Genomic DNA, 18,035 nt, shown 5'->3' on the forward strand with positions numbered 1-18,035 from the left:
CCTCCGTCACGCGCTGACGGCCAGCGCGGGCTGCGGCAGGACCTCGGCCAGGAAGCGGCCGGTGTGGCTCGCGGGCACCTCGGCGACGTGCTCGGGCGTGCCCTCGGCGATGACGGTGCCGCCGCCGGCGCCGCCCTCCGGCCCCATGTCCACGATCCAGTCGGCCGACTTGATCACGTCGAGGTTGTGCTCGATCACGACCACGGTGTTGCCCTTGTCGACCAGGCCGTTCAGCACCTGCAGCAGCTTGTTGACGTCCTCGAAGTGCAGACCGGTGGTCGGCTCGTCGAGCACGTACACGCTGCGCCCGTTGGTGCGGCGCTGCAGCTCGGTCGCGAGCTTGACGCGCTGCGCCTCGCCGCCGGACAGGGTGGTGGCGCTCTGCCCGAGCCGCACGTACCCGAGGCCGACCTCGACCAGGGTCTTCAGGAAGCGGTGGATCGAGCTGATGGGCTCGAAGAAGTCCGCCGCCTCCGCGATCGGCATGTCGAGCACCTCGGCGATGTTCTTGCCCTTGTAGTGCACCTGCAGGGTGTCGCGGTTGTACCGGGCGCCGTGGCAGACCTCGCACTGCACGTACACGTCGGGCAGGAAGTTCATCTCGATCTTGATCGTGCCGTCGCCCTGGCAGTGCTCGCAGCGGCCGCCCTTGACGTTGAAGCTGAACCGGCCGGGCAGGTAGCCGCGCGCCTTCGCCTCCACCGTCTCGCTGAACAGGTTGCGGATCTTGTCGAAGACGCCCGTGTAGGTGGCCGGGTTCGATCGCGGGGTGCGGCCGATCGGCGCCTGGTCCACGTGCACGACCTTGTCCAGGTCCTCGGTGCCGGTCACGCGCTTGTGCTTGCCCGGCACCTTGCGGGCGCCGTTCAACCGGTTGGCGAGGACGCGGTACAGGATGTCGTTCACCAGCGAGCTCTTGCCCGAGCCGCTGACGCCGGTGACCGCGGTCAGCACGCCGAGCGGGAACTGCACGGTGACGTTCTTGAGGTTGTTCGAGGCGGCGCCCACGACCTCGATGCGACGGCGGCGGTCGATGGGACGGCGCTCCCGCGGCACCTCGATCGATCGGCGGCCGGAGAGGTAGTCGCCCGTCATCGAGTCGGGCTCCTCGAGCAGCGTCCGGTAGTCGCCCGAGTGCACGACCGCGCCGCCGTTCACGCCGGCCCCGGGGCCGATGTCGACGATCCAGTCCGCCGTGCGGATCGTGTCCTCGTCGTGCTCGACGACGATCAGCGTGTTGCCGAGGTCGCGCAGCTTCACCAGGGTGTCGATGAGCCGGCGGTTGTCGCGCTGGTGCAGGCCGATCGAGGGCTCGTCGAGCACGTAGAGCACTCCGGTGAGGCCCGAGCCGATCTGGGTGGCGAGGCGGATGCGCTGCGCCTCCCCGCCGGAGAGCGTGCCCGCGCCGCGGGACAGGCTGAGGTAGGTGAGGCCGACCTCGAGCAGGAACTCGAGGCGCGCGCGGATCTCGCGCAGCACCTGCGCGGCGATGTGCGCCTGGCGGTCGCTCAGGCGGACCGTCTCCATGAAGGCCGCCGCGTCGGCGATCGACAGCTCGGCGACGTCCGCGATGCTGTGGCCGTCGACGAGGACGGCGAGCACCTCGGGCTTCAGCCGCTTGCCGTTGCAGACCGCGCACGGCACCTCGCGCAGGTACTCGGCCCAGCGGGCGCGCTGCACGTCGGTCTCGGCCTGCAGCCAGTTGCGCTCGAGGTACGGGATCACGCCCTCGAAGCCCTGCGTGTACGACATCTCGCGGCCGTAGCGGTTCTTCCACTTGACGCGGACCTCGAAGTTGTTGCCGTGCAGGACGGCGTCGCGCACGTCGTCGGGCAGCGCCTCCCACGGGCTCTCCAGCGAGAAGCCGAGGTCGCGGGCGAGGCCGCCGAGCATGCGCTCGTAGTAGTTGTAGAGCTGCTTGCCCTGGTTGCTCCACGGGATGATGACGCCCTCGCGGATCGACAGCGCGGGGTCGCCGAGCAGCAGGTCCGCGTCGACCGCCATGCGCGTGCCGAGGCCCGAGCACTCGGGGCACGCGCCGAACGGGGCGTTGAACGAGAACGTCCGCGGCTCGATCTCGGTGAGCTGGATCGGGTGGTGGTTCGGGCAGGAGAGCTTCTCGGAGAAGGTCTGCCAGGCGGCGTCGCCCTCGAGGTCGACGTAGTTCACCTGCACGAGCCCGTCGGTGAGGCTGAGCGCCGTCTCGAGCGAGTCGGTGAGGCGCGTGAGCCCGTCGGGGCTGGCGACGAGGCGGTCGACGACCACGGCGATGTCGTGCTTGAACGACTTCTTCAACGGCTTCGCGTCGGCGAGCTGCACCGTGTCGCCGTCGACGACGGCGCGGCTGTAGCCCTTGGCCTGCAGCTCCTTGAAGAGGTCGACGAACTCGCCCTTCTTCTGCTGCACGACGGGGCTGACGACCTGGAACCGCGTGCCCTCCGTCAGCTCCATGAGCTGGTCGGCGATCTGCTGCACCGTCTGGCTCGCGATCCGCTCGTGGCAGATCGGGCAGTGGGGCACGCCGATGCGCGCCCAGAGCAGGCGCATGTAGTCCCAGACCTCGGTGATCGTGCCGACGGTCGAGCGCGGGTTGCGGTTCGTCGACTTCTGGTCGATCGACACCGCGGGCGAGAGCCCCTCGATGAAGTCGACGTCGGGTCGGTCGACCTGGCCCAGGAACTGGCGCGCGTAGGCGGACAGCGACTCCACGTAGCGGCGCTGCCCCTCCGCGAAGATCGTGTCGAACGCGAGCGAGGACTTGCCGCTGCCCGACAGGCCCGTGAACACGACGAGCGAGTCCCGGGGGATCTCGACGTCCACGTCCCTCAGGTTGTGGACCCGGGCTCCCTTGACACTCAGCTTGGCGTTGCCCGCCACCCTCGAGATCGGCACCGGGAAAGGATAGAGAGCCCCGCCGACAGCCCTGCGCGGGTTCGCGGAGAGCGACCCGGCGACACGCCGCGCGGGGTCAGGTGCCGGTCGCTCCGGCGGCGACGAGCGCGGACCGGAGGCGGTCGCGCTCCGCCACGAACTCGCCGCAGATCGCGACGAACCGCTCGATCGAGCGGTCTGGCCAGTACGGCGACAGGTAGTAGGCGACGAGCTCCTCGAGCACCGTACGGCCGCCCTCGGCGGCGAGCTCCTCGGCGAGCAGCGCGGGCGCCCGACCCGCCTCCTCCGGCGCGAGCCGCCGCACCCGGGCGAGCATGCCGGAGTCCGCGCTGACCGCCGCCGGGCCGGCGGGCTTCGTCACGACCAGGGGACGCAGCGCCGGCAGCCAGGCGGTCGCGACCGCGGACACGTCGCAGACGAGCACGTCCGCGCGGGCGAAGGTCGCCTCGAGGGGCTCGTCGTCCGCCGCGATCACGCGGTGGTCCGCGCCGGCCTGCCGCACGGCGTTCAGCACCGCCGCGTTCGCGCCGGCGTAGTCGCCGGAGGTCACGCCGATCAGCGGGTGCGGCCGGTAGATCACCCGGTACCGCGCGTCCGCCAGCAGGGACTCCACGAGCGGCAGACCGTGGGTGAGCACCGAGCTGTAGGCGACGGAGGGCTGCGCGCCCTCCCACGTCGGGGCGTAGAGCACGGTCGTCCGCTCTCCCGGGGCCGGTCCCTCGGCCGGCGGCGCGGACAGCGTGGTCGGCTGCCCGACGACGACGCACCGCCGCTCGGCGTCGAACCGCATCAGCCGGGCGTGGATCCGGTCGACCGCCGCCTGGCCGGGCGCGAACACCGCGTCGTAGGCCTTGAGCTGGTTCGACGCGGACACGCCCTTGTCGCTGTCGCCGTGCCCGATGTAGGCGTGCAGGAGGGAGGCGAAGCGCAGGCACTCGAAATTCGCGGAGGCGTGCCCGACGTACAGCGCGAGGGCGACGTCGGAGCGGGCGAGCACCCCGTCGAGCGCCCCGTACCGCGAGAACGTGATCGCGCGGACGGAGGTCCGCGCGCGCAGCGCCTCCGCGACCCGGGAGTCCTGGCAGACCACCACGACGCCGTGCGCGGCGTCGACCGCCTCGAGCGTCGGCAGCCACGGCAGCAGCTGGTAGAGCTGGTCGGGCGGGCCGGGGAAGAACAGCATGATCCGGGCGTCGAGCCCGCGGTCGGCGTACCCGGCCTCCTCGCCGAGCCGGTCGACCATCGAGCGGGGGAAGAAGCGCGAGCGGCGCAGCGCGCGGATCCCGGCGCTCTGCGCACGGCGGCGCAGGCCGTGCAGGGTCCGAGGCATCCGGCCGAGTGTATCCAGCGGTCGGTCGCTCGGGCGGGCGCCCTGCCTAAGCTTGGCGGGATGGCCGCTCACCACCAGCACGAGGACCCGACCGGAATCGTCTGGACCCCCGTGCAGGACGTGATCGGGCCGCTGGACGGCGGGGTGTCGGCCGATGCGCTGTACGCCCGCGGCGCCCGCTTCGGCGACGCGGCCCCCACCCCCTCCGGCGTCCGCGCCCGCCTCCACGTGCCCGCGGGAGCCTCGGCGTCGTTCGGCGCCTACTTCAACGCGTTCCCCGCCGCGGTCTGGCGCCACGCCACCACCGCGACCCGCGCGCTGCTCTCCCTGCGCCTCAGCGGTCCGGCCGTCGTGAGCGTGGTGCGGTCCGACGCCCGCGGTGCCCGGGTCGACGAGCAGCGGCACGCCGTCGGGGACGACGGGGCCTTCGACCTGGAGCTCGCCCTCGGCGAGCCGTCGGGCGGGGTGCTCTGGTTCGAGGTCGCCGCCGCCGCAGCGGAGGTCGAGGTCCGCTCCGGCACCTGGTCGGTCGACGTCGCGCCGGTCCGCGGCGGCCGGGCCGTGCTCGGCATGCCCACCGTGGACCGCGGCCCGTTCGTCGCCGCGAACCTGCGGCGCTTCGCCTCCGCCCCCGACCTGCTGCGGCAGGTGCTGCGGATCGTCGTCGTCGACCAGGGCCGCTCCCCCGTCGCCGAGGACCCCGCCGTCGGCGAGGCCGCCACGGCGCTGGAGGGCGTCCTGCGGCTGCTGCGGCAGGCGAACCTCGGCGGGTCCGGCGGCTACTCGCGCATCCTCCAGGAGGCGACCGAGGAGGAGGGCGCGCAGGTCGTCGTGTTCCTCGACGACGACATCGAGGTCGAGCCGGCGTCGCTGCTGCGCTCCCTTGCGTTCGGCCGGCTCACGACGCGGCCGACGATCGTCGGCGGCCAGATGCTCGACCTCGGCGACCCGGGCGTCGTGCAGGCCGCCGCGGAGCGCGTCGTCCCCGGCGTCTTCTGGTGGGGTCCCGCCGACGAGCGCACCTCGACCCACGACCACGCCGCGGTCGCCGTGCCGGACGCGCCGTGGCTGCACGAGCGTCGCGAGGCCGACTACAACGGCTGGTGGATGTGCCAGTTCCCGCTGGAGGCGGTGCGGCGGATCGGGCTCGTGCTGCCGCTGTTCCTCAAGTGGGACGACGCCGAGTACAGCCTGCGCGCGAAGCAGGCGGGGGTGCCCACGGTGAGCCTGCCGAGCGCGGCGGTCTGGCACGTCGCGTTCCGGACGAAGGACGACTCCGTGGAGTGGCAGGCGTTCTTCCACGCCCGCAACCGCATCGTCGTCGCGATGCTGCACGGCGGGGACCCCGTGCGCGTGGCGGGCCACAGCCTCGCGCTCGACGTGAAGCAGCTGCTCGCGAAGCAGTACCCGGCGGCCCGGCTGCGGCACGCCGGCATCCGCGCCGCGCTGGCCGGTCCGCGAGCGCTCGAGCGGCGGGACGACCTGCAGCGCGCCCGTGCGATCGCGGCCGCGGAGCCCGCCCTCACCCGCCTCCCCGCCGACGCCGCGGGCTCGGCCCGCGTCGTCCGGTCCCCGTCGACCGCGCCGTCGGGCGGGCTGCTGCCGGTGTGGGCGGTCGTCATGACCGTGCGGCAGCTGCTGACGGGTCCTGGCCGCACCGCGACGCGCGCCGCCCGCGCCGACTGGTGGGTGCTGGCGCGTCACGGCCGGATCTTCGCGCCGACCGCGGACGGCGAGGCGCTGTTCCTGTTCGCCACCGACCGGCGCGCGCTGCTGCGGGGCCTGCGGGAGGCGCTGCTGCTGCACCTCCGCCTGGTCGTGCGCTGGCGCCGCACCGCCGCCCGCTACGAGGCGGCCGCGCAGGACCTGGTGAGCCCGAGCGCCTGGCGGCGCCGCTTCAGCCGCGCGGACTAGGCGCGGCGGACGGGCGCAGCCGCGGGACGCGACCCGCTCCGTGCCCGGCCGCCGCGCGGCGCGGTCATGTCACAGGCGGCCGTCGCGCACCGCGGCTCGGCTCTCGATCCGCTCGCGGATCGAGAGCCGTCAGACGATGTGCCCGGCCTTCGACATCTGGCGGAGCTCGCCCTTCAACTCGGAGAGCTCGTCGCGGAGGCGTCCGGCGAGCTCGAACTTCAGCTCGTTCGCCGCCTGCAGCATCTGGGTGTTGAGGTCCGCGATGATGCTCTCCAGCTCGGCGGCGCCGTTGGCGGCCAGGCCCTCGCGGCGGAGGTTCGGCACCGGGGCCTTCTTCCCGCCCCCGTCCTTCGACAGCATCTTGGCGGTGTCCGCCGCCTCGCGGACGAGCTGGTCCGTGATGTCGGCGATCTTCTTCCGCAGCGGCTGCGGGTCGATGCCGTGCTCGGTGTTGTAGGCGACCTGCTTCTCGCGACGCCGGTTCGTCTCGTCGATCGCGCGCGCCATCGAGTCGGTGATGGTGTCCGCGTACATGTGCACCTGACCGGACACGTTGCGGGCGGCGCGGCCGATCGTCTGGATCAGCGACGTCGACGAGCGGAGGAAGCCCTCCTTGTCGGCGTCGAGGATCGCGACGAGCGACACCTCGGGCAGGTCGAGGCCCTCCCGCAGCAGGTTGATGCCGATGAGGACGTCGTAGACGCCCTGCCGCAGCTCGGTGAGCAGCTCGACGCGGCGCAGGGTGTCGACGTCGGCGTGCAGGTAGCGCACGCGGACGCCGGCCTCGCCGAGGAAGTCGGTGAGGTCCTCGGCGCTCTTCTTCGTCAGCGTCGTGACGAGCACGCGCTCGTTCCTCTCCGCGCGGACGCGGATCTCCTCGAGCAGGTCGTCGACCCGGCCCTTCGAGGGCTTGATGACTATCTCGGGGTCGATCAGGCCGGTCGGGCGGATGATCTGCTCGACGACGCCGTCGGCCATGCCGAGCTCGTAGCGACCGGGGGTGGCGGAGAGGTAGACGGTCTGCCCGACGCGGTCGGAGAACTCCTCCCACGTCAGCGGGCGGTTGTCCATCGCCGACGGCAGGCGGAAGCCGTGCTCGACGAGCACGCGCTTGCGGGACGCGTCGCCCTCGTACATCGCGCCGATCTGCGGCACGGTCACGTGGGACTCGTCGATGACGGTGAGGAAGTCGTCGGGGAAGTAGTCGAGCAGGCAGTGCGGCGCCTCGCCCGGCATGCGGCCGTCGATGTGGCGCGAGTAGTTCTCGATGCCGTTGCAGAAGCCGATCTGCTCCATCATCTCGAGGTCGAAGCCGGTGCGCATGCGCAGACGCTGCTCCTCGAGGAGCTTGCTCTCGCGCTTCAGCACGCCGAGGCGGTCGTCGAGCTCGTTCCGGATCGTGCCCATCGCGCGCTGCATCGTCGCCGGGCTGGCGGCGTAGTGCGTCGCGGGGAAGATCGAGACGGCGTCGAGCTTCGACAGCACCTCACCGGTGAGCGGGTGGAGGGAGTACAGCGCCTCCACCTCGTCGCCGAACATCTCGATGCGGACCGCGTGCTCCTCGTACACCGGGATGATCTCGATCGTGTCGCCGCGCACGCGGAAGCGCCCGCGTGAGAAGTCGATGTCATTCCGCTGGTACTGCATCGCGATGAAGCCGCGCACGAGGGCGTCACGGCTGATCCGCTGCCCCACCTGCAGCGCGACCATCGCCTCCAGGTACTCCTCCGCAGCGCCGAGGCCGTAGATGCACGACACCGTGGAGACCACGATGACGTCGCGCCGGCTGAGCAGCGAGTTCGTGGTGGAGTGCCGCAGCCGCTCGACCTCCGCGTTGATGGACGAGTCCTTCTCGATGAAGGTGTCCGTCTGCGGCACGTAGGCCTCGGGCTGGTAGTAGTCGTAGTACGACACGAAGTACTCGACCGCGTTGTTCGGCATCAGCTCGCGGAACTCGTTCGCCAGCTGGGCCGCGAGGGTCTTGTTGTGGGCCAGGACCAGGGTGGGACGCTGGACCTGCTCGATGAGCCAGGCCGTCGTGGCGGACTTGCCGGTGCCGGTGGCGCCGAGCAGGACGATGTCGGGCTCGCCGGCCTTCACCCGCTGGGCGAGCTCGGCGATGGCCGTCGGCTGGTCACCGCTCGGCGTGTACTCGCTGACCACCTGGAACGGGCGGACTGCACGCGTGGGTCGCATGGCACAACGGTACGTCCGGGGTCCGACACCGCTGCGCCCGTACGCTGCTGGCGTGCGTGCTGCGGAGGGGACCGCGGGCGCGCACCGCGGTGACGAGGTCGGCCCGATCGCCGCCGTCGCGCTGAGCGCCTCCTCCGTGCAGGCCGGCGCCGCCTTCGGGGCGACGCTCTTCCCGCTGATCGGCCCCTTCGGCGTCACCGGCATGCGGCAGGTCGTGTCCGCGATCACCCTGCTCGCGATCGCCCGGCCGCCTCTGCTGCGCCTCGGCGCGCGGCGCCTGACACCCGCCGTCCTGCTCGGGGTCGTGCTCGTCGGCATGAACTTCTCGCTCTACTCCGCGGTGCAGCGCATCGGCCTGGGGCTCGGGGTGACGGTCGAGTTCCTCGGCCCGCTCGCGATCGCCCTGCTCGGCGCCGGCCGGACATCGGGGCGGGCGACGGCTGCGCGGATCGGCTGCGCGGCGCTCGCCCTCGCCGGCGTCGTGCTGATCACGGACCCGCTCACGGGCGCCCGGACCGATGCCGTCGGGCTGGCCTTCGGCGGGGCCGCCGCGGTGCTCTGGGCGGCGTACATCCTGCTCAACCAGCGCGCCGGGGCGCTCCCCGGCGTCACCGGCACGGCCGTCGCCGGGCTGACCGGCACGGTGCTCACCCTGCCGGTGCTCGTCGTGCTGCTGCTCGCGGTGCCGCGGGAGGCGCTGCCGCACGTGCTGCTGCTCGGCGTCGTGACCGGGGTGCTGTCGAGCGCGCTCCCCTACTCCGTCGACCTGCTCGTGCTGCGCCGCATGCCGAGGTCGCTGTTCGGGATGCTGCAGAGCCTGCACCCCGTGGCCGCGGCCGTCTTCGGCCTGCTCGTGCTCGGCCAGGTGCTCGGCGCGGTGCAGGTCGCGGGCGTCGCGGCGGTCTGCGCGGCGAACGTGCTCGCCGTGCTCGCGACGCGGCGCCGGCGCTGAACCGGGCTCAGCCGCGCAGGCGGGCCCAGAGCGCGTCGACCTGCGCGAGCGTGGCGTCGAGCGTGCCGCTCGAGTCGATCAGGTCGGAGGCGAGCGCGCGGCGCTCCTCGTCGGACAGCTGCGCGTCGACGCGGGCGCGGGCGTCCTCCTCCGACATGCCGCGGAGGCGGACGAGCCGGTCGATCCGCACGTCCGCGGGCGCGTCCGCGACGACGATGCGGTCGAACTCGCCGACGCCCCGGGCGTCGATCAGCGGCACGTCGTAGACGACGACCGCGGCGGGGTCCCGCTCGAACGCGGCGCGGAACGCCGCGTGGGAGCGGTGCAGCACGGCAGGGTGCACGATGCCGTTCAACACCTGCCGCCGCCGGGGGTCGGCGAACACGATGCGGCCGAGGGCCGGCCGGTCGAGCGACCCGTCGGCGCGGATCACGTCGTCTCCGAAAGCGCCGCGCACCGCCTCGAGGGCGGGCTCCCCCGGTTCGACGACCGCGCGGGCGAGGGCGTCGGCGTCGACCACGACGGCGCCGAGCTCGCCGAGCCGTGCGGCGATCGTGGACTTGCCGGAGGCGATCCCGCCGGTCAGGGCGATCAGGGGCATGCGCCGAGCGTAGGACGCGGCCCCCGTCCGCCGCGACCGCCAGGATGGTGCCCCGTGACGGTCCTGCCCTCCTCCCTCGCACCGCTGCGGGAGCCGGGCTTCCGGCGGCTGGTCACCGGGACCGCCATCAGCCGCTTCGGCAACGGCCTCGCCGGGGTGGCGCTCGCGTTCGCGGTGCTGGACCTGACGGGGTCGATCGCCCAGCTCGGCGTCGTCGTCGCCGCCCGCTCGATCACCAACGTGGCGCTGCTGCTCGTCGGCGGGGTGCTCGCGGACCGCCTGCCGCGCGGGCTGCTGCTGAGCGGCAGCTCGGTGCTGAGCGGTGCCGCTCAGCTCGGCGCCGCGGCGATCGTGGCGGCGCGGCTCGACCTGGTCTGGCTGCTCGCGCTGCTCGCCGCTCTGAACGGTGCGGCGAGCGCCGTGTCGCAGCCCCTCGCGACCGCGCTGGTGCCGCAGACGCTGCCCGCGCCCCTGCTGCAGCCGGGGAACGCGCTCGCCCGCATCAGCGGCAACCTGACGAGCCTGCTCGGCACCGCGGTCGCGGGCCTGGTGGTCGCGTTCGCGGGCTCGGCGGCCGCGGTGGCGGTCGACGGCGTCACCTTCCTGCTCGCCGCGGCGGCCTGGGCGGGACTCCGTGCGCCGGCACCGGACCGCGAGCAGGCCTCCTCGTTCGTGCAGGACCTCGCGGAGGGGTGGACCGCGTTCCGCACGCGACGCTGGCTGTGGACGGTCGTCGCCGCCTTCACGCTCTCGAACTGCTGCTACGCCTGCGCGGTGCTGGTGCTCGGCCCGGTCCACGCCGACTCGACGATCGGGCGTCCCGCCTGGGGCCTGGTGCAGGCGGCGCTGCCCGCCGGGCTCGTGCTCGGCGGCCTCGTCGCGCTGCGCCTGCACCCCCGGCGCCCGCTGCTGGTCGGGATGCTCTGCACGGTGCCGTTCCCGCTGCTCGCGCTCGCCCTCGGCGTCGCACCGGTGACCGCGGTGCTGGTGGTCGTGTTCCTCGTCGCCGGCATCGGGGCGGAGGTGTTCGAGGTCCTCTGGCAGACGACGATGCAGCAGCGGGTGCCGGCCGAGCTGCTGGCCCGCGTGTCCTCCTACGACCTGCTCGGCTCCTTCGTCGCGATCCCGCTCGGCCAGCTGCTCGCCGCACCCCTCGCGGGGGCGATCGGCGTGCGCCCCTCGATGATCGTCGCCGGTGCGGTGGGCGGTGCCGCGCTGCTCGCCTGCCTCCTCGTGCGGGAGGTGCGGGCCCCGGCCTGACCCGCGCCGGTCACCGGGCGCGGCGGGAGCACGCGACAGGCGCGCGGACGAGGTCCGCCGTGGGATGATTTCTACACCGCGTAGTCCCGGAGGTCCGCATGCAGTCGCTCGGCGAGCTCGAACGCAGCGCCCTGGAGCAGCTCTGGGACGCCGCGGAGCCGCTCACGCCCGCCGCGCTCCGCGAGCTCCTCGCGACCGGCGGTGAGCGCGGCCTGGCCCTCACGACGGTGATGACCGTGCTCAGCCGGCTGGAGAAGAAGGGCTTCGTCGCCCGCGACCGCTCCCTCCGGCCGGCCACATACGCGCCGGTCCACGCCCGCGAGGACTACGTCGCGGAGGTCATGCACGACGCGCTCGGCGCCGCGGGCGACCGCACGGAGGCGCTGGCCCGCTTCGTCGGCCGGGCCTCGGCGGACGAGACGGCCGCCCTGAAGCGCCTGCTCGGACTCTGAACCCCCGCGGATGATCCTCGCGGCGGCGCTGCTCGCCCTCCTCGCGGTCCTGCTCGCCTGGCCGGTGCCGCTCGCGGTCGCCCGCAGCGCATGGCCCGACCGCGCACCCGGCACCGCCCTGCTGCTCTGGCAGGCGATCGCGCTGGGCGGCGTGCTGTCCCTGCTCGGCTCGCTGCTCGTCGCGGGGCTCGCCCCGTACGGCGACCACGTCGTCGCCGCCCTCCGGGTGCTGGGCGACGACGTCGCCCGGGGCGTGCTGCCGCCCGGGACCACCTACGCCTCGACGCTCGCGCTGGCCGCGGGCGTGCTGCTCGGCGCGCACCTGATCGTCAACCTCGTGTTCACGATCGTGCGCACGCAGCGCCAGCGCGCGCGGCACCGCAGCCTCCTGCTGCTGCTCAGCGCGCCGATGCCGGAGGCGCCCCGCACCCGGCTGCTCGACGCGGCGGCCCCCCTCGCCTACTGCCTGCCCGGCACCGCGCGCAGCCTCACCGTCCTGTCGGCCGGGCTGCTCGACCTGCTGAGCCCGCAGGAGGTGGAGGGCGTCGTCGAGCACGAGCGCGCCCACCTCCAGCAGCACCACGCGCTGGTGCTGGTCGCCTTCCGGGCCTGGCGGATCGCGCTCCCGTGGTTCCCGGTGGCGAGCCGTGCGCAGCGCGCGGTCGGCCTGCTCACCGAGATGCTCGCCGACGACCACGCCCGCCGGCACGTGCCCGACCCGGTGCTCGCCCGCGCCATCACCGCGGTCGCCACGGGCACCGGAGGCGGCGACGCCGAGGCCCTCGACGACGCGCCCGCTGCCGACTCCGCCTCGGTGGAGCGCCGCGTGCGCCGGCTGGTGCACCCCGCGCCGGCGCCCTCCGCCGTGCGGGTCCTCGTCCCGGTCGCATCGGTGGCCCTGGTCGTGGTCCCGCCGGTGCTGCTCGCGCTCCCCGCCCTCGCCGGCTGACCCGCCCCGCGATCGACGCCCCGTCCCTGACCCCACGCTGCGCGACGTCGGATCAGGGACAGGTGGTCGATCGCGGACGAGCGGCGGGGCCGGGAACGCCGAAGGGCGGCTCCTCCGTGAGGAGGAACCGCCCTTCGGGCCGATCAATGCCGGCTCAGCGGCTGGCGAGCCGCTCGCGCAGCGCGGCCAGCGCCTCGTCGTCGGCCAGCGCGCCGCCCGACGTGGAGTCGCTGGAGAAGGTGTTCTCCGCAGCAGCGGTCGCCTCGTCGGCGAGCTGCTTCTGGATCTGCGCCTTGTGCGCCTCCCAGCGGGCCTGGGCCGCGGCGTACTCCTGCTCCCACTTGTCGCGCTGCTCCTCGAAGCCCTCGCGCCACTCGTTGGTCTCCGGGTCGAAGCCCTCGGGGTACTTGTAGTTCCCCTGCTCGTCGTACTCGGTGAGCATGCCGTAGAGCGCCGGGTCGAACTCGGTGCCCTCGGGGTCCACGTCCTCGTTCGCCTGCTTCAGCGAGAGGGAGATGCGGCGACGCTCGAGGTCGATGTCGATGATCTTGACGAAGACCTCCTCGTTGACCGACACGACCTGCTCGGCGAGCTCGACGTGGCGGGCCGACAGCTCGGAGATGTGGACGAGACCCTCGATGCCGTCCGCGACGCGGACGAACGCACCGAACGGCACGAGCTTCGTGACCTTGCCCGGCGCGACCTGACCGATCGCGTGGGTGCGGGCGAAGACCTGCCACGGGTCCTCCTGCGTCGCCTTCAGCGACAGGGAGACGCGCTCGCGCTCGAGGTCGACCTCGAGCACCTCGACGGTGACCTCCTGGCCCACCTCGACGACCTCGCTCGCGTGCTCGATGTGCTTCCACGAGAGCTCGGAGACGTGCACGAGCCCGTCCACGCCGCCCAGGTCGACGAACGCGCCGAAGTTGACGATCGAGGACACCGTGCCCTTGCGGACCTGGCCCTTGTTGAGGTTGTTGAGGAACGTGGTGCGCGACTCGGACTGCGTCTGCTCGAGCAGGGCGCGGCGGGAGAGGACCACGTTGTTGCGGTTCTTGTCGAGCTCGAGGATCTTCGCCTCGATGCTCTGACCGAGGTACGGCGTGAGGTCGCGGACGCGGCGCAGCTCGATGAGCGAGGCCGGCAGGAAGCCGCGGAGGCCGATGTCGACGATGAGGCCGCCCTTGACGACCTCGATGACGGTGCCGGTGACGACGCCGTCCTCCTCCTTGATGCGCTCCACGTCGCCCCAGGCGCGCTCGTACTGCGCGCGCTTCTTGGAGAGGATCAGGCGACCCTCCTTGTCCTCCTTCTGGAGGACCAGGGCCTCGACGTTGTCGCCGACGGCGACGACCTCGTTGGGGTCGACGTCGTGCTTGATCGAGAGCTCGCGCGAGGGGATGACGCCCTCGGTCTTGTAGCCGACGTCGAGGAGGACCTCGTCGCGGTCGATCTTCACGACGGTGCCCTCGATGAGGTCTCCGTCGTTGAAGAACTTCAGGGTCTTCTCGACCGCGGCCAGGAAGTCCTCTGCAGAGCCGATGTCGTTGATCGCGACCTGCTTGGGGGCCGATGCGGTCGGTGTGAGAGTCATAGAGATGGTGTGGTGGTTTCGTGTCTGGCCACGACGTGCCGGAGCCTCGCCGCGGGCATGCGGATGGAGTTGTGGCGGACGAGTCCTCGCCCGTCAGGAGCGGCACGACGGAACCCGTCCCGCGACCTGTTCACGACCGGCGACGGATGCCGCGGGCGCGATCCCCCAGTCTAGCCGCAAACGTCCCCGCGGTCACCGCCCCGCTTCCCGGACCCCGGGCGCACCACCAGGTCGCCGAGCCCCCGTTCGGGAGGCGCATCGCGTGCAGCGCCGCAGGCCGCCCGTGCACGGCCGCTCGCGTATTGCGCGCCGTTACACGCCCGTCACGGGGCGCGGCGTACCGTGGGCGGGACAAGCTCGCCGGCGTCAAGGGGGTCGCTGGTCCACCCCGACGCGCTCCGGAGGCTCGACATGTGCCGTCTGCTCGGTTCGGCCTCACCCGCCCCCGCCACGCTCGAGACCGTGCTCGGCAGCGGCCAGCGCCAGGTGTTCACCGACATGGCGCAGCTGCACCGCGACGGCTGGGGCACCGCCTGGCGCGACGGCGCCGGCCGCGTGCAGCGCCACGTGCGCGCCACGACGGCCACGGGCGACGCCCGGCTCGAGCACACGCTCGCCGAGGAGGCGTCGACCGCCCGCATCGTCCACCTCCGGCTCGCGACCATGGGGCTCGCCTGCTCGACGGAGAACACCCACCCGTTCGTCGCCGACGGCATGGCCTTCGCGCACAACGGCTCGCTCGAGCCCGCCGGCCCCATCGAGCGGCTGATCGGCCAGGAGCAGCTCGCCTCCCTCGAGGGCACCACCGACAGCGAGCGGTACTTCGCGGCCGTGCGCACGCTGGTCGCCCGCGGTGCGAGCGTGTTCGACGCGCTCGTCGACACCGTCGCCGCGCTGCGGCGGGCCTACCCGCACCGGAGCCTGAACGCCCTGCTGCTCAGCGGCACCGAGCTGTTCGCGGTGCACGCGAGCCAGGACGTGCCGATCCCCCACGGCGTCTTCGCCGCGAGCGGGATCCCCGTCGAGCGCCTGCCCCGCCACCACGTGGACGCCTACTACCTGATGCGCACCCGCCGCGGCGAGGACGGCTCGATCCTCTTCGCCTCCAGCGGCCTCGACATCACCGGCTGGGACCCGCTGCCCGCGGAGACGGTCACCCGGGTCGACCTGGCGACGCTCGCGCTGGAGACCGTGCCGCTCGACGCGGCCGCGCCGCGCGCCCTGGTCGCCTGATCCCGAGCGCGACCGCCCGGTGGACGAGCAGGGCCCCGGCGACCGGTCGGTCGTCGGGGCCCTGCTCGGCGGTCCGGCCGCGCGGTGCGGCTACTCCTTGTCGAGGTCCGTCGACAGCAGCTCGACCAGCGAGTCGAGCGCGGCGTCGGCGCCGTCGCCCTCGGCCTTGAGGACGACCTCCTCGCCGTGACCGATCCCCAGCGACAGGATGCCGAGGATGCTGGCGGCATTGACGCTCTTGCCGGCCTTGGTCGTCAGCGTCACCGGCACGCCGGCCTTCGCCGCCGCCTGGCTGAACAGGGACGCGGGCCGGGCGTGGAGGCCGACGCTCGACGCGATGGATACGGTGCGTTCAGGCATGGTGCTCCTTCATCAGGGACGGGCGGACGCCCGGTTCGTAGGGGTCAGTCGTCGTCGTCGTCGGAGGGCGTGAGCAGGGCGTAGACCTGCTCGGAGCTCGTCGCCGTGCGCAGCTGCTCGGCCTTCGCCGGGTCGAGCAGGATCTCCGCGAGCTGCGACAGCAGGGCGATGTGCCCGCCGCCGGCCGCGGCGATGCCGACGCAGACCGAGACGGCGTTGCCCTCCCAGTCGACGCCCTCGGGGAAGCGGAGGACGACGAGCGCGTCGCGCTTCACCGACTCCTTGCCCGCGAGCGTGCCGTGCGGGATCGCGACGCCCTCGCCGACGAACGTCGACACGGTGTTCTCGCGCTGGATCATCGCGTCGACGTAGGACTCGTCGACCGCGCCGGCGGCGACGAGCGCGGCGCCGCACTGGCGGACCGCGTCGAAGCGGTCGACCGCCGTGCGGTCGAGCTGGATGGACTCCTCCGCGAGGAGGGAGGTGAGTGCGGTGTCGGCCATGGTCAGACCTCGACCGTCGTGCCGTCCTGGATCGCCTTGACGATCTTGGCGACCTTGGGGTCGCCCAGGAAGAGCTGGAACGGGACGACAGGGACGTTCGGGACGACGCCCTGCGCGCGGTCCGCGAGTCCGGCCTGCGTGACGACGATGTCCGCGTCCTGCGGGATGTGCGCGACGGGCGAGTGCTCGACCACGACGCCGCTCTTCTTCAACTGCTTCTTCAGCTGACCGGCCAGCATGACGCTGCTGCCCATGCCGGCGTCGCACGCCACGATCAGCTTCTTGATGCTGGACCCATCGACGGTGGTCATCGGTTCTGCTCCTTCGCTCCGGTCGTCGCCGACCTTATCTGCACTGTCCTGGAACAGGACCCGTCCTGCTCCAGCATCCGCACTGTCCTGCAACGCGATCAGGGCGGGAGCAATGCCCCCGCCCTGACCGTGTGCTGCGACCGGTTACGCGCCGGCGACGGCCGTCTTGCGGCCCTTGTTCTGCGCGTTGCGGGCGTTCGCCTCGTCGAGGTCCATGGCGACCTTCTCGCTGCGGCCGAAGCCGAGCAGGAGGGAGCCGACCAGGGCCGCGACGATCGCCGCGATGATCACGCCGACGAGGTTCGCGAGGATCGTGCCGGGGGCCGACACGAGGATGTAGGCGATGATCGACCCCGGCGAGGCGGGGGCGATGAGGCCGCCGCCGAGCAGGACGAACGAGAGCACGCCCGCGGCGCCGCCGACGATCGCCGCGATGACGAGGATCGGCTTCATCAGCACGTACGGGAAGTAGATCTCGTGGATGCCGCCCAGGAAGTGGACGATCATCGCGGAGGGCACCGTCGGACGCACGGCGCGGGGGCCGAAGAGCAGCATCGCGGTCAGGATGCCGAGGCCGGGGCCGGGGTTCGACTCGATCATGAACAGGATCGACGTGCCGCCGCCCTGCGCCTGCTGGGTGCCGAGCGGCACGAGCACGCCGTTGCCGATCGCGTTGTTCAGGAACAGCACCTTCGCCGGCTCGACGATGATCGATGCGAGGGGCAGCAGACCCGTCTCCACGAGGAAGTCGACGACGTTGCCGAGCACCGTGTTGATGAAGATGATGACCGGGCCGAGCACGTAGATGCCCACGATCGCCATGGCCGCACCGATGATGCCCGCGGAGAAGTTGTCCACCAGCATCTCGAAGCCGGAGGCGAGCTTGCCGTCGACCAGGCGGTCCCAGAGCTTCAGGATGAGCGCCGTCAGCGGGCCCATGATGAAGCCGGCGAGGAAGTTGGGGCCGAGGCCCGTGATGTCCTTCGGCGCCGCGAGGCCGGCGGGGGCGAGGTGCAGGGCGACCGGCGCCACGACGGCGCCCATGGTGCCGATTGCGCCGACGACCGCGCCGCGCTGGCCGTGGACGAGGCGACCGCCCGTGTAGCCGATCAGGATCGGCAGCAGGAAGACGATGATCGGGCCGACGATGACGCTGACCTGGTCCGCGAACGCGACCGTGCCGTCCTTCGGCACCGCGCCGACGGCGCGGGCGATGAGGTTGATCCAACCGTTCTGGATGGTGACGGCCGTCAGCAGACCCCAGGCGATGAACGCGCCGAGGTTCGGCATGATCATGCCGGCGAGGAAGGCGCCGAAGCGCTGGACCGCCGCTCGCGGGCCTGTGCCCGTGACGGTCGGCGAGTATGCGGACATTGTCCTTGTTACCCCTTTGTAGCGAGTCCGAAGGTCGGATACTGCGAGTTCGTCGAGGACCCGGACGTCCCGAGCCGACTGCATCCAAGTCGGAAACGTTGACCGTGTCAACCA

General features: G+C 72.6%; 15 protein-coding genes. 6 read left to right on the plus strand and 9 right to left on the minus strand.

What is annotated here, in order from left to right:
- Window positions 1-6: 6 nt before the first annotated feature.
- Together uvrA and ABEA53_RS06655 are read right to left on the minus strand one after the other, a co-directional pair.
- A complete protein-coding gene (gene uvrA / locus ABEA53_RS06650; RefSeq protein WP_345480263.1) occupies window positions 7-2,892 on the minus strand; it encodes an excinuclease ABC subunit UvrA in 2,886 nt (961 codons plus the stop codon).
- 76 nt (window positions 2,893-2,968) lie between these two features.
- Complete coding sequence (locus ABEA53_RS06655) at window positions 2,969-4,222, minus strand: CDP-glycerol glycerophosphotransferase family protein (RefSeq protein ID WP_345480264.1); 1,254 nt, start codon at window positions 4,220-4,222, stop codon at window positions 2,969-2,971.
- 60 nt (window positions 4,223-4,282) lie between these two features.
- On the opposite strand from ABEA53_RS06655, the gene ABEA53_RS06660 reads away from it, so the two are divergent.
- Window positions 4,283-6,136 (plus strand): glycosyltransferase, encoded by a 1,854-nt coding sequence (locus ABEA53_RS06660; protein WP_345480265.1) that lies wholly within the window; start codon window positions 4,283-4,285, stop codon window positions 6,134-6,136.
- Window positions 6,137-6,265: 129 nt separating this feature from the next.
- Here ABEA53_RS06660 and uvrB read toward each other — a convergent pair whose 3' ends face one another.
- A complete protein-coding gene (uvrB, locus tag ABEA53_RS06665; protein WP_345480266.1) occupies window positions 6,266-8,332 on the minus strand; it encodes an excinuclease ABC subunit UvrB in 2,067 nt (688 codons plus the stop codon).
- A 52-nt stretch (window positions 8,333-8,384) separates the two neighbouring features.
- Between uvrB and ABEA53_RS06670 the strand changes: the two genes are divergently transcribed.
- A complete protein-coding gene (locus ABEA53_RS06670; protein ID WP_345480267.1) occupies window positions 8,385-9,284 on the plus strand; it encodes an EamA family transporter in 900 nt (299 codons plus the stop codon).
- 7 nt (window positions 9,285-9,291) lie between these two features.
- On the opposite strand, the gene coaE is transcribed toward ABEA53_RS06670, so the two are convergent.
- Window positions 9,292-9,885 carry a dephospho-CoA kinase gene (gene coaE / locus ABEA53_RS06675; RefSeq protein WP_345480268.1) on the minus strand — a complete coding sequence of 198 codons (594 nt, stop codon included), beginning with the start codon at window positions 9,883-9,885 and terminating at the stop codon, window positions 9,292-9,294.
- A gap of 54 nt (window positions 9,886-9,939) precedes the next feature.
- On the opposite strand from coaE, the gene ABEA53_RS06680 reads away from it, so the two are divergent.
- The 3 genes from ABEA53_RS06680 to ABEA53_RS06690 all read left to right on the plus strand — a co-directional run bounded on the left by ABEA53_RS06680 (window position 9,940) and on the right by ABEA53_RS06690 (window position 12,546).
- Window positions 9,940-11,145, plus strand: coding sequence for an MFS transporter (locus ABEA53_RS06680; protein ID WP_345480270.1), 1,206 nt, complete (start codon window positions 9,940-9,942; stop codon window positions 11,143-11,145).
- 98 nt (window positions 11,146-11,243) lie between these two features.
- Window positions 11,244-11,597: a BlaI/MecI/CopY family transcriptional regulator gene (locus tag ABEA53_RS06685; RefSeq protein ID WP_345480271.1), complete on the plus strand. Its 354-nt coding sequence runs from the start codon at window positions 11,244-11,246 to the stop codon at window positions 11,595-11,597.
- Window positions 11,598-11,607: 10 nt separating this feature from the next.
- Window positions 11,608-12,546 (plus strand): M56 family metallopeptidase, encoded by a 939-nt coding sequence (locus ABEA53_RS06690; protein ID WP_345480272.1) that lies wholly within the window; start codon window positions 11,608-11,610, stop codon window positions 12,544-12,546.
- Window positions 12,547-12,700: 154 nt separating this feature from the next.
- Here ABEA53_RS06690 and rpsA read toward each other — a convergent pair whose 3' ends face one another.
- Window positions 12,701-14,140, minus strand: a complete 1,440-nt coding sequence (gene rpsA, locus ABEA53_RS06695; protein ID WP_345480273.1) for a 30S ribosomal protein S1 — start codon at window positions 14,138-14,140, stop codon at window positions 12,701-12,703.
- Between the two features lie 411 nt (window positions 14,141-14,551).
- Here rpsA and ABEA53_RS06700 point away from each other — a divergent pair, with 411 nt between their 5' ends.
- Complete coding sequence (locus tag ABEA53_RS06700; RefSeq protein WP_345480274.1) at window positions 14,552-15,373, plus strand: class II glutamine amidotransferase; 822 nt, start codon at window positions 14,552-14,554, stop codon at window positions 15,371-15,373.
- A gap of 90 nt (window positions 15,374-15,463) precedes the next feature.
- Here ABEA53_RS06700 and ABEA53_RS06705 read toward each other — a convergent pair whose 3' ends face one another.
- The 4 genes from ABEA53_RS06705 to ABEA53_RS06720 all read right to left on the minus strand — a co-directional run bounded on the left by ABEA53_RS06705 (window position 15,464) and on the right by ABEA53_RS06720 (window position 17,921).
- Window positions 15,464-15,733, minus strand: coding sequence for an HPr family phosphocarrier protein (locus ABEA53_RS06705; protein WP_345480275.1), 270 nt, complete (start codon window positions 15,731-15,733; stop codon window positions 15,464-15,466).
- A 44-nt stretch (window positions 15,734-15,777) separates the two neighbouring features.
- The gene (locus ABEA53_RS06710; protein WP_345480276.1) at window positions 15,778-16,236 is read right to left on the minus strand and encodes a PTS mannitol transporter subunit IIA; all 459 of its coding nucleotides are present in this window, start codon (window positions 16,234-16,236) and stop codon (window positions 15,778-15,780) included.
- 2 nt (window positions 16,237-16,238) lie between these two features.
- On the minus strand, window positions 16,239-16,547 hold the full coding sequence (locus tag ABEA53_RS06715; protein WP_345480277.1) for a PTS lactose transporter subunit IIB: 309 nt from the start codon (window positions 16,545-16,547) through the stop codon (window positions 16,239-16,241).
- A 144-nt stretch (window positions 16,548-16,691) separates the two neighbouring features.
- Complete coding sequence (locus ABEA53_RS06720; RefSeq protein WP_345480279.1) at window positions 16,692-17,921, minus strand: PTS transporter subunit EIIC; 1,230 nt, start codon at window positions 17,919-17,921, stop codon at window positions 16,692-16,694.
- Window positions 17,922-18,035 lie beyond the last annotated feature (114 nt).

Source organism: Amnibacterium soli, from assembly GCF_039544415.1.
Classification (GTDB): domain Bacteria; phylum Actinomycetota; class Actinomycetes; order Actinomycetales; family Microbacteriaceae; genus Amnibacterium; species Amnibacterium soli.